This window comes from Pirellulales bacterium, assembly GCA_036499395.1.
Taxonomy (GTDB): Bacteria; Planctomycetota; Planctomycetia; order Pirellulales; family JACPPG01; genus JACPPG01.
In genome coordinates this window covers 1-24,749 of the sequence record DASYDW010000016.1, presented here as the reverse complement: position 1 = coordinate 24,749, position 24,749 = coordinate 1, and the positions used below count along the sequence as shown (strand labels likewise).

Genomic DNA, 24,749 nt, shown 5'->3' with positions numbered 1-24,749 from the left:
CCCTCGCCACTTCGCTATCTCCCTGGCCTATTCCCAGGCTGACTTGCTAAGCGCATTTTCCTTGCGCAAAGCACTACGCAGTTTGGCTATTTGCCTCGTTGATCGCGTTCCGTTGTTGTCACGCGATCTCTCCTTGCGCCGCGGGATTGTTTATGTCGCGACGCTGTGGAGGGCCGCGTGAATGGTCTATTTCCGTCCTTCTAGTTATGCGGGAGTTTTGATTAATGAATGCGGACAAACATCGAAAGAATTGGATCATATCTTTCGCGGCAGTCGCGGCACTGCTGACGACGACGTGTGTGATCTGGAACGGTTCGACCGCGCAAGAACCGGCCGCGGCCGTGTCGGCACCCGACGAGCCGGGTGAAGCGGCCGCTGTTAGCTCTGCGGCTGCTGCCACAAGCGGCGCGCCACAGCCCGACGGCCTCAACAAGACCTTGCCGGCCACCTCTCATGCGCTCGACACGATCTGGGTGATGCTCGCGGGTTTTCTCGTCATGTGGATGCAGGCAGGTTTTGCGCTGGTCGAAACCGGCCTCACGCGTTCGAAAAACGCCGTGAACATCTGCATGAAGAACCTGCTCGACTTTTGCTTTGGCAGCATCACGTATTGGCTCGTCGGATTCGGAATCATGTTCGCAAACGGAGGCGACGCCAACAGTTTTTGGGGCGGGCTGAGTGGCATGTTCGTTAGCCCCACCGCGGATTGGACGTCGCTCGCCTGGACGCTGGTTCCGCTCAACGCGAAGTTTTTCTTTCAACTCGTCTTCGCGGCTACCACGGCTACGATCGTCTCCGGCGCCATGGCCGAACGAACGAAGTTCACGTCGTACATGCTGTACAGCGCCATCGTCTCGGCCGTGATCTACCCCATCTCGGGTCACTGGATATGGGGCGGCGGCTGGCTGGCCACCCAATGGAACTTCTTCGACTTCGCCGGATCAACCGTGGTTCATAGCGTCGGTGGGTGGTTGTCCTTGATCGGTGCCTTCATACTCGGACCGCGAATCGGCAAATTCGACGAGAACGGCAAGGCCAAGGCAATGCCAGGGCACAACTTGGTTTTCGTCGCTTTGGGCGTGTTCATCCTCTGGCTCGGCTGGTTCGGATTCAACCCCGGCAGCACGATGTCGGCCGATCCCAACCTCATCGCCAATGTGACGATTAACACCAACGCCGCTGCCGCCATCGGCTGCATCGCGGCGTTGTTCACGGCCCGCGCCCTGTTCGGCAAATGGGAAGCCACGATGGCGTTCAATGGCGCCTTGGCCGGCCTGGTTGCCATCACCTGCCCGTGTGCTTGGGTGACAGTTCCGACGTCGTTTATCATCGGCGCCGTCGCCGGTGTCCTGGTTGTCCTTTCCGTAGTCGGTATCGAGAACTATCTCAAGATCGACGATCCCGTCGGCGCGATTTCAGTCCACGGGGTTTGCGGCGCCTGGGGCACGTTATCGCTCGGGCTGTTTTCGACCGGTACGGGTGAAGCCTCTCCTTTCCCCGGTTTGTTCATGGGCGGTGACGCAAAACAATTGATCGGCCAGGCCGTTGGCGTCGGCGCGGTCTTTGTTTGGGCAATCGCCTGCGGAGCCGTGCTATTCACGGCACTGAAGATGACCGTCGGACTGCGTGTAACCGCCGAGGAAGAAATCGAAGGCCTGGATCATGGCGAGCACGGCAACGAGGCCTATCACGGCTTCCAATTCGTCGGAGAGCCGCACGTGTAGAGATTCTCACGGCGGTGCGAAATGACGCGACGTTTGGACGAGACGTTCGTTAAACAACACCGCTGTTGATGCGACTCTGGCTTCCGCCTAGCCAGAAGGACGCCTCCGGCTTGGGATGACTTCGGTCACCTCAAGTCGGAGGTTTTTTTATGCCTAATGCGTCGCGAAGGGCTTAGCCATACGTTGCGATGAGCTTAGGGGCATCGCTTCTCAATACGACCCTTAATCAATCTCGACACATTGCGGTATGTCGATCGTCATTTCGGTGCCGCCGAGCGCCGCGTCGCCGACGCGGATCGAGCCGCCATGATCGCGCACGATGCCGTACACCAGGCTCAACCCCAAACCTGTGCCGCCGTGTGCTTGCCGCGTCGTGAAGAAAGGATCGAAAATATGCGCCCGATCCTCAGGCCGCACGCCGGCGCCGTTATCGGATACGGTCAGGCGTATCCCTTGCGCAGTCTGCGACGTCGTGATCGTGATTCGCGGGGCAACGTCCCCTGTCGCTTCGATACCGTTCTGAATCAGGTTGACGAATACTTGCTCCATATCGACCTGATTCACCATGGCCGGCGGCAGCCTGACATCCAGCATCAAATCGATCGACGCATTCCGCTGTGCGGCATAGGAATGAACAAGTTCAACGGCGTTCCGGATGATAACGTTGACATCGGCCGGCGCTCTTTCGGCTGGGTCATGTCGGGCAAATCTCAAAACGTTCTTCACGATTCGACCGCAACGCTTGGCATTGGCGGAGATATCGCGCAGTAACGGGCTCACCTTGTCGTCCGCATTGTTTGACTTCGCGTAATGAAGCGCTTGTTCGGCCGACAACAGGATCATGCCCACCGGGTTGTTGATCTCGTGAGCAATTCCCGCGGCGAAAGTTCCCACCGATGCCAACCGCTCGGCGTGGCGCAAATGCTCAAGCGATTCCTCCAGCTCACGATTGCGCTCGGCGACCAGCTCTTCGAGCAATTCTCGCTGTCGCGACTCGCTACGAAACAACCGCAGCAAGAGCTTGGTTCGCGCCGTTTGCACGGCCGCGGCGATGCCGGTCGTCCACAGCAAAAACATGCCGTAGTGGTACCATTGCCCACCCGGGTATTTCAGCACGCACCAGTACCAGCCCGCCCAGATCACCGCATACAACAGCGACGAGGTCCAGATCGACAACGACACGATCGCCGAGGCCGTAATGATTAGCGCCAAGTTCGTCGTGTCCATCGGCGAATGGGAAAAGTAGAGCTGCACCATCCCATCCGCCCAAGCCACGAGGCCAAAAGCGAACAGCAGCGGATGCACCCACGCCCCGGACAGACGCCACCGTACGGTGGCGAACAACAGGACGGCACTCGCGATGGCCGATGCGAACTCGGCGTGCGCGATCGTGTCGTGGAACGATCCCACCATCTGCACGCGGAAGATGCCCGCCAAAATGTAGATCGGCACAGCCATCGCGGCGAGCGGCACCAGATTGTCGCGCGCCGCCCCATTCATGGCGACGCGCAGCGCCTGGTCTGTTGGGCTACGCGAGGCAGAAATCATCGAATGCCGACCCCATAGATCTAGTGCCGCACCGCGCCAGCAACGACGTACAAATCGTCGACCGCCCTCCTCGTCCACGGGACGGCGCTGACCTGCCCGACAACGTCGGCATCTTACCGGGATTCGAGCGGAAAGAAAATTCCGATCACGGCGCGATCGTCGCCATAAGAGCCATGCTCTCAAGCGGCGAGCCTGTCACTCGCAGCCCGAACTGGCCTCGCACGATCGGCACCGTTCGCGGCGAAATCGACGTTTATTCGCGCCGTCTATTCCGCGACCCCCACCACTTCTCGCTGCTTGGTTTGCGTAAAGCCGACATTCGTCTCGGAGTTGAACGCCAGTTTCTTTTCCTCGGGCCGCAAACGCAGAGTGACGATAAACGGCGTCTGGTAGAAGCACAGCTTGGCGGTGAAAACGTCCCCTGCCCAGGCGCCGGCTGCCGCGATCGGCTGCTTCGCCATCAGCCCCCAGGCGGCCTCGCCTTCTTGCCACTGGCCATCCCCGCACGCGATGCGCTGTTCGTCGCCAGCGATTCGCATCACCAGCGTCACCGGCCCCGCCAATCCGTCGCGCTCAAATGCGAGCGACTCCAGCTTTTGGTCGCTATCAGTCGCCGGAAACACATAACGCTTACCCACAATGTCCACGCCATCGCCACTCCGTTCCGGCAAGCGTACTTGCAAAGCCTTCAGCTTGCCTGCGAGCTTCTCGCAAGCAGCCTCGGCCGAGGGGAGCGCGGACGACTTCAGCGCAGGCAACAATTTGTCCCATACCGTTTGCAGCACACCGGGCATGTCACGCACGCCACTGGTAATCGCGACCACGGCATCCTGCTCGGGCAGCACGACGCAAAACTGCCCGAACGCGCCATCGCCACGATAGGCGCCATTTCGACAGCGCCAGAACTGGTAGCCGTAACCTTGGTCCCAATCGCTATCCGGATTGCTGCCATTCGACGTTTGCCGCGCGGTCGCCGCTTCGACCCACGCAGCCGGCACCAGTTGCTTATCGCCCCACATCCCCTTCTGCAGGTAGAGTTGTCCGAACTTCGCGATATCTTCGGTGCGAATGCTCAGGCCATAGCCGCCGGTCGAAATTCCCTGCGGACTCGTCTCCCAGGTCGGCTCTTCGATTCCCAATGGTGCGAACAGACGCGTCTGCAAATAATCGAGCACGGTTTGCCCGGTCACTTTTTGCACGATCGCGGACTGCATGTACGTGCCCGAGGTGTTGTACAGAAAATGCGTCCCCGGCCGGAATGGAACCGGCTGCGCGAGAAATGTCTTCGTCCAGGCTTCCTTCGTGCTCCGCCCGGGCTCGATCTGATGCCCGGTCGACATCCGCAGCAAATCGTGGACGCGCATCGCCTCGAGGAATTTGCTCGGTTCGGCCGGCGCATCTTCCGGAAAGAACTTCAACACCGGATCGTCGACACTCAGTTTTCCTTCGGCGACAGCCAAACCCACGGCCGTGGACGTAAAGCTCTTGCTCAGCGAATACAGCGAATGCCGCGCCTGGGCTCGGTACGGGGTCCACCATCCTTCGGCCACCACATGCCCATGCCGCACTAGCATAAAGCTGTTCATGGCGTCGATCTGATCGACCGCTTCCAAGAACGACAGCACCTCGGCCGACGAAACTCCCTGTTGCTCGGGCGTGCTGCGAGGTAGATCCGCGGCACGACAAACAGACGAAGTACACGCAAGCATCACGAATAAGCACCATGTTTTCATAAGATTCATCCACGATATCAAAACAAACGGGCGGCGACGAAAATGCACGACATGGGGCATAGCCTAACCCCTGTAACGCACGAAACAACAGCGCGGCGATGATAACCGCAGCCTCGCGCTCGAGAGATCCCCACCTGGCCACAAGCGCATGTTGACGCTACGCCGAACGTCGCCCTAAAATCGGGCAGGATCAAAGGTCAGACTTCGATCCTCCAAAAACGATCGACGCCCAAAAACCCCTCTCCCTCCGGGAGAGGGTGAGGGTATAACGACAATCGCCCCTTCCGCACGCCCAAGGCCGCGTCATGAATCACGGCACGCTATCGCGACGCGAATTGCTCCGCTTCGGCGCGCTATCTTGGGCGGGTTTGTCACTGGCAGATCAAATGCGCTCGCGGGCGATCGCCAGCGCCACGGCCAAGGCGCGACATTGCATCTTCGTCTTTCTCAATGGCGGACCGTCGCAGCTCGATACTTTCGATATGAAGCCCGACGCCCCGGCCGACATTCGGGGCCCTTACCGGCCGATCGACACCTCGGTGCCAGGGATACGCATTACCGAAAAGTTGCCGCTCCTCGCCCAGCAGGCGCATCGCTTCAGCATCTTGCGATCGGCCACGCATCCACTTAGCGCTCACAACAGTAGCGCCGCCTACGCTCTCAGTGGTCATTCGCCCGGCAGCGACGCGAACATCCGTCCCACTCCACACGATCATCCGACATACGGCTCAGTCGTTTCAAAAGTGTTGCCGAAGCTGCACGGCATGCCGCCGTTTGTGCTGACGCCCACCTATCTCTTCGACATGGGCTTTCCCACCCCCAGCGCCGGCGGCGGATGGATGGGCAACCGGTACGATCCGCTCCCCGCGGTCCGGAATCGCATGATGGCCCGCTCGCCAAAGTGGGAAGGCAAGCTGCCGATCCCTGATGGCCTGGGCCTGCCGGCCGGCGTGAGTCATGAGAGCATGCAAGGGCGCGTGCGCTTGCTCGGCGAGATGGACCAGGCCTTTGCCGCAGCGCGTGCCGAAGCCGAGCGTTCGAACTGGAACGCCTATCAGGCCGAGGCGCTCGACGTGATCCTCTCGCCCGCGACGCAAGCGGCCTTCGACGTCAGCCAAGAGCCCGCGACCATACACGACCGCTACGGTCGCTGCGAAATGGGGCAAGTGCTGCTTCTATCGCGCCGGCTGATCGAGGCCGGCGTTCGCTTCGTCACGGCCAACGCCGTCTCGAACCCCGAGAATACTGGGCTCTCAGCATTTCAAATCTGGGACACGCACTTCGACCATTTTCGTTTGTACGATCAGCACCTGATGCCGGAGCTCGATCAGGCGCTCTCGGCCTTGATCAGTGACTTAGACGAACGCGGCCTGCTCGCAGAAACCCTCGTGCTCGTCATGGGCGAAATGGGGCGCACTCCCAAGATCAATAACAACGCCGGCGGCGGGCGTGACCACTGGGGCCAAGCCTACAGTGTGCTGTGGGCCGGCGGCGGCATCCGCGGCGGCAACATCGTGGGCGCGACCGATCGCCACGCGGCCGTCGTCAAGGACCAGCCTGCGAAGCCCGACGACATCGCGGCCACGCTCTATCACCTGTTGGGAATCCCGCACGATCTCGAGCTGCGCGACGCCACCGATCGTCCGCACCGCATCTCGGAGGGAACGCCGATTGGACCACTCTTGGCGTAATCAACGCCGCACAACGTGCAGGGCATAAATCGGTGCTTTCAGTTGCCAGCCTGTCGGTTAGGGTTGCGATATCGCTCATTCGGCGGACGACTTCAGCCACTCCCCAAGCGACTCGAACGTCTCTTCGGCTGCTTGAATCACTTCCGGATCGGTGCTCGGGAATGCATGCTGTTCCAGCAATCGGCAATAATCCTTCCACATGGCGCCGACGCGATCGCCGTAACAATTGAAGAACGAACCGCCCCTTCCCCGAGATAAGCCAAACATTTTCTCGAACCGTTCACTCAGTAAACGCCCGCCCAGCGTCGAACCCTCGATCACGTACCAGCGCCCCAAAGTTCGCGTAAGCGAAGTCGCAGGCTGAAGTGTCGCTAAGGGAAGCGCCGCAATCGACGCATCGGTACGCCCCAAATAGCGCAAATCACTCGCCAGTTGCGGCGTCTTGAACCGCGCCGCAAAAACTTCTTGCAACTCGTCCGGTTGCCCGGCTAATTCTCTTTCACAAGGCAGATAGTAGCCGTAGAATTTTTCCAGCACGCGGCGCAGGCCTTCAAGAGTCAGATCCGGTCGCAACAAATCCAATTCTGACTCGAGCGCCAAGTGCTGCTTCTGTGTAGCCGCTTTTAGTCGTTCGCGCAGATCCACCGGAAAGTCCTTTCCCAAGCAAGAAATCTCGTTCTTCATGGCGCAGCACTTGCAGTATTAGTGCCAATCGCCGTGAAATCGATCGAAATTATCCAATATGAAGAGATCCATCGTTTGCACGCATGACCGAAACTCCTGTCGACCTGACCAATTGCGATCGTGAACCCATCCACATTCCTGGGGCCATTCAACCCCATGGAGCGCTGATCGTCTGCGGCGCCGCGGACCTGACGATCACCCACGTCTCGGCCAACGCCGAAGATGTGCTGGGGAGTCGCGTCGAGGACTTGTTGGGCAAGCGTATAGGGCACGTGTTTCCGTCTGAGGAGCGTGCGCGGCGCGAGGCCTCGCTCCAACAAGAGGTGCGCGAGACCAAGCCGGTTTATCTCTTCACGGTCAGAGTACGCGATAGCAAGGGTAATTTCGATGCCATAGCTCATCGCAATGGCGAATCGATCTTCGTCGAATTCGAGCCTGCGCAAGAATCGCGCGAGTTGACAGCCCCCGAGCTCTACCGGCTCGTGCAAGGGGCAATCGCCAAGCTGAACCTGGCGAAATCGGTCGACGAATTGCACCGGCTTGTCGCCGACCACGTGCGCGGCATCAGCGGATTCGACCGTGTCATGGTCTATCGGTTCGACGAAGAGTGGAACGGCCAGGTGGTAGCCGAGTCGAAACGCGGCGACTTAGAGCCGTTCCTGGGATTGCACTATCCGGCTTCCGACATTCCCAAGCAGGCCCGCGAGCTGTACACGAAGAACTGGCTCCGCTTTATCGCTGACCGCGATTATGTCCCGGCGCGCATCCTGCCTGAAACCAGCCCCGGTGCGGCGGCTCCCTTAGACATGAGCTTTTCGGTGCTGCGGAGCGTATCACCGATCCACCTCGAATACCTGCGCAACATGGGCGTCGGCGCTTCGATGTCGATCTCGCTGGTGCGCGGCGAGAAGCTGTGGGGGCTCGTGGCCTGCCATCACTATGCGCCGCGCTTTGTCTCGTACGACGTGCGCACAGCCTGCGAATTGCTGGGGCAAATGATGTCACTATCGCTCGGCGCGGCCGAAGAGCGCGAGTTGACCGGCTACCGCGATTCAATGCGTCGCACAATCGCCAAGATGACGGCCAACCTCGAGCGCGTGGACGACATGACCAAGGCCCTGGTCGATTCGCAGCCAAACATGCTGAACTTCGTCTACGCCGACGGCGCTGCGGTAGTTGTCGACGATACGGTTCACCGCCTCGGCCAAACGCCCGGCGATCAAGACATTCTGCAGCTTGCCCAGTGGTTGACCGAAGACCAACCCGGCGATGTCTTTGCCACCGACAATCTGCAACGTTCGTTCGGCTCCGGCCTGCTTGGCAGCGTGGCCAGCGGCGTGTTGTCGATTTCGCTGGGCACGGTCCGCCCGCATCGCTTGCTCTGGTTTCGCAGCGAGCGAGTGCGTACGGTCGAATGGGCCGGCGACCCGGCGAAGAGCGTCGTCAAGTCGGGCGAGGATGTGCGCCTCAGCCCACGTGGCTCGTTCGCGCTGTGGAAAGAAACAGTGCGTGGCAAAAGCCGCCCTTGGACGCCGATGGAACTCGAAGCCGCATGGCACTTGCGCGACGCCCTGACGCGGCAGCTTCTGCGCCGGGCTGAGCAATTGGCAATCGTCAACGTCGATCTGCGGCTGGCCAGCGAAGAGCGCGAAAAGCTGCTCGATAGCGAGCGCGCCGCGCGCAGCGAGAGCGAGCGGCTCAACCGCATGAAGGATGAATTCGTCGCCACGCTGTCGCACGAACTGCGCACGCCGCTGAATGCCATTCTTGGCTGGGCTCAATTGCTGGCCCTGCGCGAAGGTTTGCACGAAGAGCTGGCCGAAGGCCTGGACGTCATCGAGCGCAACGCACGCAGCCAGGCGCAAATGATCGAAGATCTGCTGGACGTAAGCCGGATTATCTCCGGCAAGCTCAGCCTGAACCTGCAAGACATGCACCTTCCCACGATCGTCGAGGCGGCAATCCAGACGGTCTCCCTGGCCTCGTCAGCCAAGGGAGTACGAATCGAGCGAATGATCGACCCGCTGGTCGACGTGCAAACCACCGGCGATCCAGGCCGTTTGCAGCAAGTGGCTTGGAACCTGCTTTCCAACGCCGTGAAATTCACGCCGCGCGACGGCAAGATTCAGGTCGTGCTCGAACGCGTCAGCTCACACATCGAACTGAGCATCGCCGATACGGGGCAGGGGATTGCACCGGAGTTTTTGCCCCACATCTTCGATCGTTTCCGCCAGGCCGACTCATCGGCCAGCCGTGCCCACGGTGGGCTAGGACTGGGGCTTTCGATCGTTCGCAACCTCGTTGAATTACATGGCGGTACCGTCCGCGCGCACAGCCCCGGCATTGGCTTGGGCACGACCTTCGTCGTGTCGATTCCCGTGCGAGCCGTCAGGCGGGTCGAACCACGGAATTCTGCGAATTTGCGCCACGCTCCGCGACCAATCGATGCCGACACCTTGAATCTGACCGACGTCCGCGTGCTCGCGCTGGATGACGAACGGGATGCGCGCGAGTTGGTAAAGCGCATCCTCGAAGAGGCCGGCTGCCGGGTGCAAATCGCTGGCACGATCGACGCAGCGTTCGAGGCGTTTGCGAATGCGACCTTCGACGTCATCATTTCCGACATCGGCATGCCGGGCCAGGACGGATTTGCCTTTATCCGCCAACTGCGGGCCGCCGAGGCTGCACAGAAACGTACGAAGACGCCAGCCGTCGCCCTGACCGCCTACGCCCGCGCCGAAGATCGCCGCAAGGCGATTGTGGCCGGCTACCAGGCCCACATCGCCAAGCCGGTCGAAAGCGGCGAACTGCTGGCCGTCGTCGCCAGCCTAGCCGGCCGGGTCTAGAGCGGCTGCCGCGGCACTCAACACGAGTATGGCACGCAGCATGGCCTCCGGCCGCCAACTACGTCACTTGCCGAATTCGGCCATCGCTTCGCGCAGCGGCAAATTCGAGATGCGCATCATGCCGTCGAACGGGTGCGCCAGCTCCAACACCAGAAATAGGGCGCACGACACGCTCAGCGCGCTGACCAATAGAACAATCACGGTCGTGGCATTCCGCGGCGCCAATAGCCCTGCTCCCCCCAGCAGTACCATCAGCCAGAACACCAGGATCACCAGGAACGGTCGTGGGATCGAGCTCTCTTTTTGCGAGAACAGACGGAATCGCGTCTGCGCCAAACCCGTTGTCACGTCGAGCGCCCGCGACTTGATCGCCCTTTGACCGTCATTCTCGGGGTTCAGCTGCGCGATGCCAAAGTACAAGGCTTCGAAATCCCCTTGTGCCGCTTTGGGAGCGATAGAAGTCTCCTCGTCGATGTCGTCAGGCCAGATTCGGTGCAAGGCCGTCTCGGCCGTGCGCCGCAACGCGTGCCGCTCCTCGATCGTGCCATCGCCATACAGCGACAGCAATCGATCGAGCAGCAATCCATCTGCCGCCATTTGCCGGACCGTAGCCGTGTTAGTGTCGTACGTCTCCTTGGCCGCTGCGACCACCAGGGCCAAGACGAGCGCCGTCAGCGACGCAATCAGCCCCAGCCCCCCTTTGATCGAATCGCGCGAGTCAGGCAGCAGATGATGCAGCGGCAACGACCGCGCCACGATCATCCCAAACATGGCCGATGCGAAAATGCAGACGAACAGCAGACACGATATCGACAGCGGATTCATCCGCGGGCCTTTCTGATAGCGATTAGGGGCGTCCCATTCCCACGAGCCCGCAACAAATACCATTGCGCGGCGAGAAATTCAACGGGAAGAAGATGCCTCGACCGCGCAACAGAAGGCGCCCTGCGCAGCACATGCGAAAACTTCTGCGCCGATGTCGTAGGGTGCCCTGTGGGCACCACGAATCCGACCTGACGGCAAGCCCCGTTACGCGCCGCTGAATCGCGCGCTGCACTCATGACAAGCACGTAAATCCCGGTGCGCACAGCGCACCCAACGCCGGCGTCACCGACGCCATCGTCCCTAACCGCGGCTGGCTAGCCGCGTCCGCTAAATCGGCGGCCGTTACCCCCCTCGGCCTTTACGCGAACGCCCATTTCCCGGTCGATATCCAACAGCGCCGCCGGGTCGTTCTTCACTAGGTGGAACTTGGCGACGATCTCACGGGCCGTTTCTTCCTCTTCGACCTGCTCGGCGATGAACCATTGCAGCTCGACCAGGGCTGAGAACGCCTTCTCCTTCAATGCCAACTCGTACAGGTCGTCAATCTTCTTGCTGACGTGCTGCTCCTGGTCCAGGGCCTGCTCGAAAACCGACGCGATCGAGGCGAAACCGACCGCGGGCTCAGCTAACGTCTTCAAGGCCGCCTCGCCATCGCGGGCCAGCAGGAAGTCTAACAGCCGCATCCCATGCCCATTCTCTTCCTCGGCCTGCATCCGCAACCAATGGGCACAACCGAGAAAGTTCTGGCGCTGGCAGAAAATGGACATCGCCAGGTAGGTATACGACGAGCTAAACTCAGCGTTGATCTGCTCGTTTATGGCCTGTTGGACGTTTTTGGACAGCATGGGTATGGGCTCCGAGCAGTGACAGTGGTCGCGCTAAGGCTACTGTATCGCGGCCCAGGGTGGATTGGTCAAGGGGAGATGAGGTGGCGCAGCAATTGCAACTCGGAAGTAAGGCTCGGAAGAACCAGCGTGCCTATTCGTTCAATTAGTTCTCTATCGAGCGCCCGCGATAAAACGCGGAGCGAAGAAGTTCAGCGCAATTTGCTCGGCATTCGCCCTCCAATTGCACGCTATCACCCTGCTTAACGGCGATAAGTCGTCCGTCGTTCAATCGTGCGCGAAATCTAACGCTAGAACCGCTTCTCCCCCTCAAGCCACACCAGATACTTATGCTCAATTTGCTCATCGCCCACAGCAGCGAGGGCACCATCGACAATAGGCCCAAGTCGCTCCGCAGCGTCAATAGCGTCTTGCGCTCGATAAGGAGATATGCCCTTCCACTTGGCAGCAGCCCTTCGAAAACAGACGTACGCCGAGTTTCGATTGCCTTTTCTCTCGAGAAGCTCACCAAGCCACTCCGATGCCCAAGCAACGTTAATTCGCATAGGGCGTTCATCGTACTCAAGAATCCACGCCGACTTGATGATTGCGATCATCGCCTCATCGTCCCTACCCATCAGTTGCAGCGTGCGTCCAACATTTCCGTAAAAATCTCCACCCCGGGATGCATCGAGATGTGCCGGATTAAGGACCTCTTCAAGCGCTACGCCTCTAAGGAAATACTTCAGCGCATTTTCTCTCTCACCGGAGTCTCGCTGCGCAAGCGCAAGCTCGTGCCCACAATCGTGGCGCGTATCAAGATGGCTTTCGATTTTCAATGCCACGCCGCGCCGCCCCCACTCCTTCGCAAGGTCGAACTCTCCTTTGCTCCAATATAAATAAACACGTAGGCGACAAACGCAAATGTATCTCGCGGTCGCACCGGCCGTTGTACGCTCGAATCGTGCTAGCTCAAACTCTGCCTCATCGAATCTTCCGAGTTGCGAAAGAACCTCAACGAGGTTTTCGCACGTATATTCAAACGCGATGCTGTCAACAACCTCGGAATCGCTCCAGTTCAAGATCGACAGCACGCTATTGGCAAGCCGGACGAAGTCTTCCGAAAAGCCACCAAAAACGAGTGCGTTCGCCGCTTCATATAAAACCAAGAGACCATCGTGGTAGTTACCACTGTTAACGAGTAACTCGACTTTGGCTGTCCAATATTGAAGCGTATCAAATGTCGGCCTCCGAGAAAGCGAAGGACGAAGCTTTACTATAATCTTGTCAAAGTAAACGAGGATCGCGGATATAAATCGATTGCGTTCGCCCCGAGGAAACTCTCGACGTATGAACTCGCGAACTAGAGGATGAAGCTCAACCGTATCGGCGCCGACATTGGGCGATTTGATCACAACTAGATCGAGCGTTTTCAACCTCTCAAGCGTCGCCCTAAACTGATTGCAAGAGAACTCATGCGCGACAAGTTCCTCAAGTTGCGCGACGGTCTCAGGACGAACGAGTTCGGCAAGATACCTAAGGAGACGCTGCTGTTTCGATCTTAAGCCTCTCCAGATCTCTCGGAGCATCGTCGTAGGAAGCTCTGCATCGCGGCCGTTTTTGATGCGGCTTATCAGAACGGGAATTTTTATGCGATTCGTCACCACCTGATTCGCGATCAACGCAATCCAAAGTGGATGCCCCTGCAACAGGTCGTGCAATTCGCCCAAATCTCCGACAGCGATTTGAACACCTCTTGCCGCAAAAAGCTCCTTCGCATCGTCGATAGTTAGGCCCTTTAGCTCGATGTAAACAAACTCGGAAGAATCATATCGGAGTTTCGGGCGTGCTGTGAAGACAAATCGCGAGGCGCTGGGTGTTTTCAATATCCCTTGAATAAGGGCGTGCATTCCTTTAACAGCCTGAGACGTCTGCAAATCGATGTAATGGTCAACATTGTCGAAGACGAAAATGCCACGAACCGAAACCGCTAAATCTAAAAATAATCTGACGACAGACTCAATGGTTTCGGATGCCAGATCCGCAGCGCAGCTCCGCCCCCTCGACAGACGCTCTACGATCCGCACCAAGTGCGTCTGTAGCGTGTCGTCCTGCTCCTTACAGTCTCGCCAGTCAACAAATTGGTATTCAGCCCCCGAAATCGCTAGATACTTCGCTACAAGAGTCGACTTACCTTGTCCGCCAATCCCTGTTATTGCGATCGCCTTCGCGTTTCGATTAGCCAAAAGCTTAAGCTCAAGTTCGCGACCTACCCACGTTCCCGTTGGAGGTGGTGTATCACAAACGTCATCGAAACAAACAGGCTCAACCTCGGCCGGGGCATCAGTTGGATGAGCAGCATTGGCCATAACCAAAGACCGAGTTTCCGCGGCCGCCGCGGCCAGCTCAGAAACAGCTTGCAGCAATGGCTCACCGTAATCGGAAAAGGTGATTACCTGCACACCGCATCGGCGAGCATCACTCTGTGCCTGTGAGTTATCACGATGTACGAGTGCATAATGCGGGCCATTTGCGTTGGCAAACGACTCAGAGACACCGCGAAGGGTCGTCCCAAGAAATGAGTCAGTAAAGCTGAATCCTATGAAAAGAAGCGACTGGCTCGTCAACAACGATCGCAAAGACGTCATTGCCGCTGTGTACAAAGCTTCGGTGTCTTTTGACGGATACAAGCGGCTGTACCCATCTGGGGTTAATATAATTCGTGCGGCATCCTCGATAGTGCCGTGGAGATGCCAGACAACCGGACGAGACAAACCTGACCGAGCCATCGCCGCTTGCTCGGCTGGCGATTCGATGTTCCAGCGCGAGAGATCCTCTGGGCGCGAGTGCGCCCACGTCATTGCGCGGTCGTAGTTCGTTGTCAGAACTAGGTTACTGCCGAGTCGCCAAATCGATTGCGGAAGGTCGAGCGACTGATTGAGCACTGCATCCCGAGGATAATCCAACTGGTCTTTTAAGAACGAAAACCAGTTCGCTTCCAATCCATCCTTTGCGTACTTTGCGGCGTCGAGAAAATTTGGCTTATCGATCCTAATAAGACTTCTCACGAGCGATGCATAGTCGGCCTTACCTTCTTTGTCCAGGCGGTCCGCCGCACGATCCAGGAGCTCGCTCCAAGTTGGAAATAGCGGCATCCCATCGATATCGAGGAGCGCGCGCGAAACACCTGCGCCAACAAACGGAATAACTTTTCCGTCGCGCAATGAACTGAGCAGAGTTGCGGGAAATGTCATTTTCTAACCGCATGACCGACGGGGATCGGCGACGACACGCCATCGTAAAACGAAGTTGTACCCGCCGAAAACTCCAGCCGTCTACGCTTTCTGTTGGCCCTGGATCGCCAACTCCACTACTTCCGGCGTCAGCGGTGATTCGGCTGCCATTTCGCGGATTTGCTCGGTGATCTTCATCGAGCAATATTTCGGACCGCACATGCTGCAGAAGTGGGCGCTTTTGAACGTGTCCTGTGGCAGCGTTTCGTCGTGCATCCGGCGGGCCGTTTCCGGGTCGAGCGACAGACGGAACTGCTCGTTCCAGTCGAACGCGAAGCGAGCCCGTGACAGGGCATCGTCGCGATCGCGGGCGCCGGGGCGGTGTCGGGCCAAGTCGGCCGCGTGGGCCGCGATCTTATAGGCGATCACCCCTTGGCGGACGTCGTCCTGCTCGGGCAACCCTAGATGTTCTTTCGGCGTGACGTAGCACAGCATCGCCGCACCGCTCCAGCCGGCCAGGGCCGCACCAATGGCACTGGTGATATGGTCGTAGCCCGGAGCAATGTCGGTGACCAACGGGCCCAGCACGTAGAACGGCGCCTCGTGGCACCATTCGATCTGCTTCTTGATGTTCATGTCGATCTGGTCCATGGGGATATGCCCCGGACCTTCGACCATGACCTGCGTCCCCTTGGCCCAGCCACGCTTGACCAGGTCCCCCAGGACCTTCAGCTCGGCAAATTGGGCATCGTCGCTGGCGTCGGCGATCGAGCCCGGCCGCAGCCCGTCACCCAGGCTCCAGGTGACGTCGTACTGCCGCATGATGTCGCAAAGGTCTTCGAAGTGCGTGAACAGCGGGTTCTGCTGCCGGTGCGTCATCATCCACTTCGCGATCAGCGATCCGCCACGGCTGACGATGCCAGTGACCCGCCCCATCGTCAGATGCAGATGCTCCAGCAGCACTCCGCAATGGACGGTCATGTAGTCGACGCCCTGCTTGGCCTGGTGCTCGACCATGTCCAGGAAGTGCTGTGGCCGCATATCCTCGATCTCGCCCCCCAACTCTTCCAGCATTTGGTAGATGGGGACCGTGCCGATGGGGACCGGGGACGAGGCGATGATCGCCTCGCGGATGCGGTTGATATCCTTGCCGGTCGACAGGTCCATGACCGTGTCCGAACCGAAATGGACAGCCGTGTGCAGCTTCTCGAGCTCGCCGCCTACGTCGCTGGTGACGGCCGAGTTGCCGATATTGGCGTTAATCTTTGTCTTGGCGGCAATGCCAATGCACATCGGCTCGAGCTTGCCGGCCAGATGCACCGTGTTGGCCGGGATGACCATGCGGCCGCGGGCCACCTCGTCGCGAATCAACTCGGGGGTCAGTTGCTCGCGCTGGGCGACGTATTCCATCTCTGGCGTGATCGTTCCGGCCCGAGCATTTTCAATCTGAGTTGCCACTGACGACGGCCTCCGTGAGCGAGAAATGAATCGGCGTGGGCGAACCGAAGTTGAATCACGACAAAAGGTTCGGCCCGCTCCGGTCATCCTATCGGAGCAGACATGTTTGTCAATTGTTCGCCCGCCGGGGGCCTCAGAAGTTGTTCACCGCCGAGACACCGAGGCCGCAGCGATCGGCACATTTTGCCGAGGCGTTTTTCTACTGTCGTCTGGCAATCGCCCCGCAGTTCCAAGTCATCTTTCTCCGCGCATCGGCGTCTACGTGCCTCCGCGTCTCCATGGTGCCCCGACCGCGGAATGCCTGTCTTTCTCAGCACTCCAGGAAACTTCGGAAAAAAATGGAAATCGTCGCCCCCTGGAAAACGACCGGTCGATAACCCGAGTACGAAGCGAGCAGGCAGCCGAGACGTGGTTCTGTCCTTGACGGCGGAACATCTTCCCAGAGATTCGCCGGCTGCCCGTTTCCTGGCCCGCCTCGCAAAGTTCTGCGATCCTGCCCTCGGATGTTTGCGCGATTCTAATATGTCGAATGATGCTCCTGTCGGAACCGTTGCCCCAGGCCTGATGGACGACGTCGAAGTCGTGATCGGCCCCGATCAGTCCACTTCTGCGCCCGGCGAAGCCGAAACGCGCGAGCTGTGGCGCGTGGTGTCGGTCGACGGTTCGACGCGCATCTTTCAGACCAAGCCGGCCCTCGAATCGCAGGGAAAGCGATCGTCGGCCCGCCGCGTAGCGCCATGCGATTTGCGATCCGGACCGGGACGCGCCAAGCCACTCTTCGAGCAAGGCAATACTTCGTTACCGACGTTGATCGCCGAGGCCGGAGCTGCGGCGGCCGAAAAGGCAGATACCGAGCTGAGCGTCGAGCTGACGAGCGTCACGCAGGCGTGGCCGTCACTCTCGCCCGGTATTCGCGGGGCCGTGATGGCCCTGATTCGCGCGGCGTCTACGGCCCGGCCGACACGCCCGACCGCGGGACCGCGCCGCGAATAAACTCTGCGATCTCGGTTAAGCCAGCGCCAGGTGTGAATACCTTCGCCACGCCCATCTCGGTCAGTTGCGGAATGTCCGCCGCCGGGATGATGCCGCCGACGATCATCTGCACATGCCCCAGACCGCGGGCTTTCAAGGCCTCGATCAGCACGGGCACCAACGTCTGATGGGCGCCCGAGAGCAAACTGATCCCCACGACGTCGGCATCCTCATCCTCGACCGCGCGAACCACGGCGTCCGGCGTTTGCCACAAGCCGGTGTAGATCACTTCCATGCCGGCATCGCGCAGCGCCCGGGCCACGACTTGAATGCCGCGATCGTGACCATCGAGGCCAATCTTGGCCAGCACCACACGGATAGGTCGAGCGTCAGTCATGCGAGGTCGCGGGGAAATTCGAGAGGACGAACGAGACAGCCCCGAGTCTAAATCCGCCGCCAGACGGACTCAAGGGCCAACGACATTAAACGAAGCTGAACCGCCCCGCGCCAGATCATGCACTTCGTGCTCTCACCACCAGCCCGCGGCGCCAGCAAGGATCTTTCGGCGCCGCAGCAACGCAAATTCCTAGATCGCAAAATCGTGCGATGCACCGGTCCAGTGCCATGCTCTTTCCGCGGCACGCGGAATGAGCATGCGAAACCAGAGTCGACGGTAGTCGAGGTAGGGTGTGTCCGCGACACACCATTCCACCACTTAGCTCTGAATATATGTTTTCAGATAGTGGTTCTCGAGCACGCATTGCTCGTGATGAGATTTCACAAGGTCGCCGATCGAGATCAGGCCGAGAAGGTCCTCGCCCTGCACGATCGGCAGGTGACGCATGCGGCGTTCGGTCATTAGTTGCATCGTCTCTTCGATCGAATCGCCCGGCCCGGCGGTCACCACGTCGCAGGTCATGGCGGCAGTCACCGGAGTTTCGCCGAGCGGCTCGCGACCCGCCGCGCAAGCTCGAAGAATATCGCGCTCAGTAACGATCCCCACCATGCGATCCCGCGCAACGTCGGCACGGCGTCCCATCACGACCAGCGAACCGCAATTGAACGTCACGAGCTTCTGCACCACGTCGTCCAGCGTGGCCGACTCGTGGATCGTGAAGACCTCGGTTCCTTTGACATTCAGAATTTCTTGCAACGTCATCGCGGGCTCCCTCGAAAAATGGGCGAATGCGAAGTGCGACCCCAGGCCCGCCTCTCTGTCCGCGCGTGAGCGAACGCTCCTCGACAAGCATACTCTTGCGACGCGCATGCCGTCAAAGATTTATGTGCTCAGCTTCACCCACCAGGCGCTGGGAGGTCTTATCCGAGTGGAGAAATCGAGAACGGCGAAACGCCTCGTGAAAAAAAGTACGAAGTGTCGCGTCGCTGGTCGCGTTAATACACGACCTTGCACTCGGGCAGCCGCTTTTGGAGTTTTGCGATGCCGGTGCTGGTGACGTTTGCCCCACGGACTCGCAGCTCTCGAAGATGTGCCAGCGTGCCAAGCTGGTCGAGCCCCTCGTCGCTGATCAGGCTGCCATCGAGTGACAAGACTTCGAGGCCGGCGAGCTTCACCAGGCTTTCCATGCCCGCATCGGTGATCGTGCTGCCGTAGATACTCAATTCTTTGAGAGTCGGTAAATCGTGTAGATTTTTGAGTCCGGCGTCGCTGATATCGCAACTGTCGAGCGACAATCGCTCCAGTGCAGGAAGACTCGACAGATGTGCAAGCCCCGCATCGCCGACCTTGGTCCGCCACAGCGACAGAAATTTCAAGTGCCGCAGATTGGCCAATTCCTTCATGCCGACGGCCGACACCGCGGTGCCGTCTAGCGACAGCCAATCCAGCTCCGTCAACTTCGCGACGTGTACCAATCCCTTGCTGGTGACATTCGTTTTCCAAAGGCTGAGCTTTCTTAACTCGGGGACGAGGGCAAGTGCCGCCAGATCGTCATCCGTGGCCCCAGTCTGATCCAGAACTAACGAAAGCGGATTAGCAAAGCGCGCGCCCGGCAACTTCGCGAGCAACTCATTGCGACGCTCCTCCGCCTCGTCCGACTGTTCGTCCGTCTCGCCCGCTACGAGGGTGTTCTCGGCGTCCGCCGCCAAAGTCGTTGCGACGAAATACGACCCAATCCCGGCGAGCAAAACCATGTGCAACAGCAACTGGCGATTCATGGCGGTAAGGCCTCCTGAGAAACCCATGCTTGATCAAGAACGGATTAGGATTCTAAAGCGCGGGCAACGAGAATTCGCGAGAACAGCTACGCGCCTTAACGACTTGGACACGTCGAAAGAGCCTACCGAATCGCGCGCCGGCACCATTTTATAGTGAAAATCGGTAATATGCCGAGCAGCAGTAGCACGGTCGCCGGCTCGGGAACCGCATTTACCGAAACATTGTCGATCACGGGGCCGTAGCCGGTGCCGCTGAGGCTCGTGAAGGTCAGCGTAGTCGTTGACGACGTCGCGACAAAGTCGAACGCGCGCGGCTGATAGTCCATCGCGCCATGCGTCTGATCGGTGTTCAAAAAGGAAAGTTGCGAGGACTGTCCCGCCGCCGATATTTCGAGAACCTTAAGCGCCGGACCGCCGTCGGGATTACCGGCCATGTCGAAACCCACGCGGTATTCCTGGCCGCTTGTAGTCACAAAAGTTTGCGAAATCGATCCATCGTAAGGACCCGCGCCGAGAATGGTTCCTGAGTCGAGGTCGATGCTGCGGCCTCCGTCGGATGCTTGCCAGTAGGTGCCGATATAGTCGATGCCATGCCCACCGACGACCCAGCCTGTGATATCGGTACTACCCGAGGTTAACGTTGTGCCGGGTGGGGTCGGTAGGGCGCCCGACTCGAAGCTACCATTGACGATCAACGTCGCACCGGCCTGCGAGCTCAGTAGGACGGCCGACACCACGATTGAAAAGGCAATTGCCTGACGATGCATCTACAGCCCTTTATCGTTGTTCCGAAAACGCGACGAAGACAGATCTCGTATACATCTTGAGCCAGAATTACACGCAGTTCCAGCATCTGGCTCGATGAAGCTGCGAATCGCACGATTATCGTGCCGGCATCTCGGCAATGCGGATTTTGCGGAACGACAGATTCGTCGTCGGATCGTGCCCCTGGATCGCTAGCGGGCCGGCTTTCAACCGCATTCCGTTGCGGGCGTTCTCATCGGCTGGGCGGTCGTCGGTAAAATCGCTTACCTGGTAACCGTTGACCCACGCCGCCATATGATTGCCTGAGGCGACCAGCGTCTTATGAAACCAGACGAAATCGTCGGCCACGACCTTGCGGGCTTTTTGCCGGTTGTAGATTCCGCCCGTGCCGTAATCCATCGGTCGGGCCCGATCGAGCAGGAAGCCGTTTTGAATCTGGCATTCGTATCCTTGCCAGAACTGATCGGGAACGCAGCGAAAGAAGATGCCGGAGTTCAGATACTTGCCGTTCGAGAAGATCTCTAACTGCAAAACGAAATCACCCCACTGGCGTTCCGTTTCAATCTGCCCGTTCCCTTTCTTGACGTTCAGGTCGCCTGCGTCAGTGACGCTAAAGACGCTTTTCTTCCCGGGAAAGACTTTCCAGCCCGCCAGGTCGCGGCCGTTGAAGATCGATTCCAGCCCGAGCGGCCGCAGCTTGATGTTTCGGAATGCGACAGCTCCCTTGTTGAGCTGCAGACCAATGCGTCCACGCCGCACCGGCGCCGGATCGGTGTAGTCGAGTACCTGACGCCCATCGACCTTGACCACGAAATGTGCCCCTTCGGCCGTCACTTCGAACGATTGCCAATCATCGCTGTGCAAATACTCGGTCGCCTTCTGCCGGCCGACGAAGCTGCCGGTGTAGAACGGGCTGGTCTCGGGGTCAGCAATGTTCAGCTCATAACAATCCTTGGCCGGATCGGTCGGCACGGCCGGCGTACGCAAAAAGACGCCGCTGTTGGTGCCGCGCGGGGCACGGAATTCGAGCCGCAATTCGTAGTCGGCAAACTCGCTGGTCGTGGCCAATAAGCCCGGCTCGCCGGACGACACCGTGATCGCGCCGTCTTCTACTTTCCAGTCGGCCTTCTGCTCAGCGTGCCAGCCGTAATCGGTCATTCCATCGAAAAGCGAAATCCAGCCGTCGTCGAGTTCCTGCGGTGTGAGCGTATTCGGCGCGTCCGCTGCCGAGAGACGCGATGCGCCAAACATCGACGCCAGGATCAGAAACAAAACATGCTGGAATCGCAAGCGGATCATATCGTGGGCTCACGGCGGTCTATTGGGCAGGGGGAAGCGTCCAACCAGTGTAAAAAGGGCATTCGGCAGCAGCAAGCATGCTGCCGCGGCCTGCTGCTCGATCTCATCTTACGCCCCGACAGCCAACATCAGTCGTGACGGCCCCCAAAATACCCCTAATCGGCGACCGCTGATTTTGACCCGGCTCGCGTGTGTTCTTTAAAGAAGCGCACGATCAAGGCCGGCGCCTCTTGCGGAAACTTATGGCCACCGTCGTGCATGAATGTGACCAGTGGCGCATCGACCTTTGAAGCATACAGCGTGCATCCTTTGGCCCATTCCTGCCCTTGTTCCGAGCACTGATTCAGTTCGCGCACTTCCTTGATCGTGGCTTTCTGCAAGGCGAACGGCGCGATGCGATCTTGCTCGCTGGCGACATGAAGCACCGGCAACGGTTTGGTTAGCGAAATACGCATCTTTGGCGCGGACGATGGCGCCACGGCGGCAAACAAGTCGGGATGCGTGCTCCATAACAAGTAAGTAAAAATCGCGCCGTTCGAGTGACCGGTGGCATAAATTCGGCTCTCGTCGACCGTCCACTTTTTCTGTACGCTGGCCAGCATTGCGTCGAAGAATTTCAGATCCCGGTCCCCCTGAGTTCCCGACGACGATTGCCAGCCAGCCCGTTTCCCCTCGGGATCGAGACGGCTAGGCGTCAGCAAGCCTTGCGGATAAACAACGATCGCCTCGGGCCATACACTCTCAAGATGAAAGCTTCGCGACGCTTGTCGCATGTTGCCGCCGTGTCCATGAAAGACGAATACCACCGGCGCGCCGTCCCGCGGCGGATTCTGCGGAGCGACAACCAGCGCCTCGCGCTCGACACCGTCAACAGTCCATTGCATGCTTTCGGGCGCGGCAGACAAGGACGCGATTGCAATAATCAAACCCGCGAACATATAAAGCCCTTGCATTCGAGTTTGCTGTGGCTCTGCCTCGCAGCACCACAACTCAGAATTTGGCAGTTACGCTCACTGCATTCAGCTTGTGTCGTTTTGCGAAATACATCCGACGTTGTTAACCGGCTTCGTTCAAATATTTTGAGAAGACTCGATGCCCAGCACCAGTGGAATGAAGGGGGACGGATTCTACGACGCGAATTCGTCAGGCCAGCGCGCCGCGATCGACGCCTTGCAACCATGGATCATCGCAGCGGCCGGCCAAATAAGCATACCATCCACCGCGACGCCTATGGTGCTCGCCGACTATGGTTCGTCGGAGGGGCGGAACGCCCTGAACGCGTTTCGGCAGGCGATTGAAACGCTGCGTGATCGCGGCGTGCAAAATCCGCTCTGCCCAATCTTTAGCGATCTGCCGACGAACGATTTCAATCAATTGTCGCGGAATCTGACCGAGAATGAAGCCTCGTTCTCGGCAGCGCAAGGCATCTTTCCCGCCGCGATCGGACGATCGTTCTATGGGCCCGTCTTAGCGCCGACTTCGGTCCACTTGGGAATGAGTTTTAACGCCGTACTATGGCTGGACAAATTGCCGAGCGAACCGCTTGACGACTTCGTGGTCTACCTTGGCCCGAAATTACATCGCCCGGATGTTGGCATTTCTGTCGCCACGGCTGCCGCTTTCGCGAAAGCAGCAGCCCGAGATCTTGATCGGTTTTACGAGTGCCGCGCTGTGGAACTTGCGCCTGGCGCGCGGCTGCTGTTAGCGCAACCAGGCCGGGATCAAAACTACTGCACAGGGCAGGGGCTGTACGACCTGCTGCACGATGCGGCGCTCGACCTCGTCGAACAAGGAAAACTAGACCGTACGGCGTACGCGCGCGTGACGATGCCGATCTATTTCCGCACGCAGGAGGAATTGCTGGCGCCGATTCATGATTCCCACGGCATCGTCCATGATGATTTCGTCGTCGAACGGGCCGAAACGGTCGAGGTCACGGTGCCCTTTGCCGCCGATTACGCCCGCACGCAGGACGTCGAAACTTACAGCGAGGGTTACGTTGGCTTTGCTCAGGCTTTCACCGAACCGATTCTGCGCGCCGGCCTCGACAAGTCTCAGGGGCCAGAGATCGTTCCCGCGATCTACCGTCAGATGCGGCAACTGCTGATCGCCACCCCGGCAAAGTACGCCTTTCGATACCTGCAGTGTGCGGCACTGCTCGCGCGCCGATAGCCCAGGCCAGCCGATAAATCAGGCCGATGTGAACTCGCTACTACTCGGCACCCGGTGCGGGCTCGGGGCTGGCGGCAGGCACCTTCGCCGGTGGCACGTCGGCGTGATACAAGTAATCCATCACACGCGGCGCATCAAACGGCGTCAGTTCGTACAGCACGAGATCGCCCAGATCCTTGCGGAACAGATGCAAACCCGAATCGGGCGCAGGGGGAACGACCTGCTCTTCGTTTTCGCGCCGATCGACAAACACCATGACGGGCTGGCCATCGACGCGTGCCAACATCGTCGTCGTATACCGGCTCAGGCCACCACAATAGGCGAGTCCGACCATGCCGCTACCTGCCGGCATCGCTGCCAGCAGCAGTCCTTCCCCCTGCCGCTCGAAGAAGGTCGATGCAAAGACATGATCGTCCTCGCAAACCCAGGTAGGCTTGAAGCCGCTGTCCACGCTCGTCTTATAGATCGTGGCCAGGGGCAGGCGCGGATTGTAAACCGGCGGACGATTGGTCGGAGAAAAGAATTGCCATCCCAGGATGCCCCAGGCAATCATGGCCGCAGCCGCGGCGGCAGCCAAGGTCCAGCGGCGCCGCTGGTTCGCAATGGGAATCGTGCGAACCATCGACGCCCGACGCAAACGCTCGGCTAGATCGGCGGGCGGGGCAGGGGGGAGGAAGAGTTTCCCCAGCGCCTGGTCGATCTGTTGCTGTAACTGTACCTCGCCCTGCAGCGTTGGATTCGCGCCCAGCTCGCCCTCAAAATCGGCGCGCACCGACTCGGACAAAGTACCGTCGAGGTAC

19 protein-coding genes are annotated in these 24,749 nt (G+C 59.3%); 5 read left to right on the top strand and 14 right to left on the bottom strand.

Translation table 11 applies throughout. The annotated features are described in order from the left end of the window. The first annotated feature begins 224 nt into the window (after positions 1-224). Positions 225-1,724 (top strand): ammonium transporter, encoded by a 1,500-nt coding sequence (locus tag VGN12_02905; protein HEY4308379.1) that lies wholly within the window; start codon positions 225-227, stop codon positions 1,722-1,724. A 222-nt stretch (positions 1,725-1,946) separates the two neighbouring features. On the opposite strand, the gene VGN12_02900 is transcribed toward VGN12_02905, so the two are convergent. Further along, a complete protein-coding gene (locus VGN12_02900) occupies positions 1,947-3,272 on the bottom strand; it encodes an ATP-binding protein (protein ID HEY4308378.1) in 1,326 nt (441 codons plus the stop codon). 266 nt (positions 3,273-3,538) lie between these two features. Beyond that, a complete protein-coding gene (locus VGN12_02895) occupies positions 3,539-5,005 on the bottom strand; it encodes a serine hydrolase (GenBank protein HEY4308377.1) in 1,467 nt (488 codons plus the stop codon). A 305-nt stretch (positions 5,006-5,310) separates the two neighbouring features. Here VGN12_02895 and VGN12_02890 point away from each other — a divergent pair, with 305 nt between their 5' ends. Continuing rightward, positions 5,311-6,696 carry a DUF1501 domain-containing protein gene (locus VGN12_02890; protein ID HEY4308376.1) on the top strand — a complete coding sequence of 462 codons (1,386 nt, stop codon included), beginning with the start codon at positions 5,311-5,313 and terminating at the stop codon, positions 6,694-6,696. Positions 6,697-6,771: 75 nt separating this feature from the next. On the opposite strand, the gene VGN12_02885 is transcribed toward VGN12_02890, so the two are convergent. Beyond that, a complete protein-coding gene (locus VGN12_02885; GenBank protein ID HEY4308375.1) occupies positions 6,772-7,380 on the bottom strand; it encodes a biliverdin-producing heme oxygenase in 609 nt (202 codons plus the stop codon). Between the two features lie 83 nt (positions 7,381-7,463). Here VGN12_02885 and VGN12_02880 point away from each other — a divergent pair, with 83 nt between their 5' ends. Continuing rightward, on the top strand, positions 7,464-10,226 hold the full coding sequence (locus VGN12_02880; GenBank protein HEY4308374.1) for an ATP-binding protein: 2,763 nt from the start codon (positions 7,464-7,466) through the stop codon (positions 10,224-10,226). A 63-nt stretch (positions 10,227-10,289) separates the two neighbouring features. Here the strand turns inward: VGN12_02880 and VGN12_02875 are convergent, their stop codons facing one another. The 4 genes from VGN12_02875 to thiC form a co-directional block, all read right to left on the bottom strand. Further along, positions 10,290-11,051, bottom strand: coding sequence for a hypothetical protein (locus VGN12_02875; protein ID HEY4308373.1), 762 nt, complete (start codon positions 11,049-11,051; stop codon positions 10,290-10,292). 314 nt (positions 11,052-11,365) lie between these two features. Further along, positions 11,366-11,896: a ferritin gene (locus tag VGN12_02870; protein ID HEY4308372.1), complete on the bottom strand. Its 531-nt coding sequence runs from the start codon at positions 11,894-11,896 to the stop codon at positions 11,366-11,368. A gap of 290 nt (positions 11,897-12,186) precedes the next feature. Continuing rightward, the gene (locus VGN12_02865; GenBank protein HEY4308371.1) at positions 12,187-15,129 is read right to left on the bottom strand and encodes an SIR2 family protein; all 2,943 of its coding nucleotides are present in this window, start codon (positions 15,127-15,129) and stop codon (positions 12,187-12,189) included. Between the two features lie 81 nt (positions 15,130-15,210). Then, positions 15,211-16,653 carry a phosphomethylpyrimidine synthase ThiC gene (gene thiC / locus VGN12_02860; protein ID HEY4308370.1) on the bottom strand — a complete coding sequence of 481 codons (1,443 nt, stop codon included), beginning with the start codon at positions 16,651-16,653 and terminating at the stop codon, positions 15,211-15,213. Between the two features lie 435 nt (positions 16,654-17,088). On the opposite strand from thiC, the gene VGN12_02855 reads away from it, so the two are divergent. Beyond that, complete coding sequence (locus VGN12_02855) at positions 17,089-17,559, top strand: hypothetical protein (GenBank protein ID HEY4308369.1); 471 nt, start codon at positions 17,089-17,091, stop codon at positions 17,557-17,559. Here the strand turns inward: VGN12_02855 and VGN12_02850 are convergent. From VGN12_02850 to VGN12_02825, 6 genes are all read right to left on the bottom strand, one after another. After that, positions 17,513-17,935: a cobalamin B12-binding domain-containing protein gene (locus tag VGN12_02850; GenBank protein ID HEY4308368.1), complete on the bottom strand. Its 423-nt coding sequence runs from the start codon at positions 17,933-17,935 to the stop codon at positions 17,513-17,515. The genes VGN12_02855 and VGN12_02850 overlap by 47 nt on opposite strands. A 318-nt stretch (positions 17,936-18,253) precedes the next feature. Continuing rightward, a complete protein-coding gene (locus VGN12_02845; protein HEY4308367.1) occupies positions 18,254-18,697 on the bottom strand; it encodes a CBS domain-containing protein in 444 nt (147 codons plus the stop codon). 233 nt (positions 18,698-18,930) lie between these two features. Next, the gene (locus VGN12_02840) at positions 18,931-19,713 is read right to left on the bottom strand and encodes a hypothetical protein (GenBank protein ID HEY4308366.1); all 783 of its coding nucleotides are present in this window, start codon (positions 19,711-19,713) and stop codon (positions 18,931-18,933) included. A 122-nt stretch (positions 19,714-19,835) separates the two neighbouring features. Continuing rightward, positions 19,836-20,480, bottom strand: a complete 645-nt coding sequence (locus VGN12_02835; protein HEY4308365.1) for a choice-of-anchor C family protein — start codon at positions 20,478-20,480, stop codon at positions 19,836-19,838. Positions 20,481-20,595: 115 nt separating this feature from the next. Beyond that, positions 20,596-21,777, bottom strand: coding sequence for a DUF1080 domain-containing protein (locus tag VGN12_02830; GenBank protein HEY4308364.1), 1,182 nt, complete (start codon positions 21,775-21,777; stop codon positions 20,596-20,598). Positions 21,778-21,932: 155 nt separating this feature from the next. Next, positions 21,933-22,661: a prolyl oligopeptidase family serine peptidase gene (locus tag VGN12_02825; GenBank protein ID HEY4308363.1), complete on the bottom strand. Its 729-nt coding sequence runs from the start codon at positions 22,659-22,661 to the stop codon at positions 21,933-21,935. A 208-nt stretch (positions 22,662-22,869) separates the two neighbouring features. Between VGN12_02825 and VGN12_02820 the strand changes: the two genes are divergently transcribed. Beyond that, complete coding sequence (locus VGN12_02820) at positions 22,870-23,949, top strand: hypothetical protein (GenBank protein ID HEY4308362.1); 1,080 nt, start codon at positions 22,870-22,872, stop codon at positions 23,947-23,949. Between the two features lie 40 nt (positions 23,950-23,989). Here VGN12_02820 and VGN12_02815 read toward each other — a convergent pair. Beyond that, positions 23,990-24,749, bottom strand: a 760-nt coding sequence (locus tag VGN12_02815; protein ID HEY4308361.1) for a hypothetical protein, incomplete at its 5' end; no start/stop codon positions are given.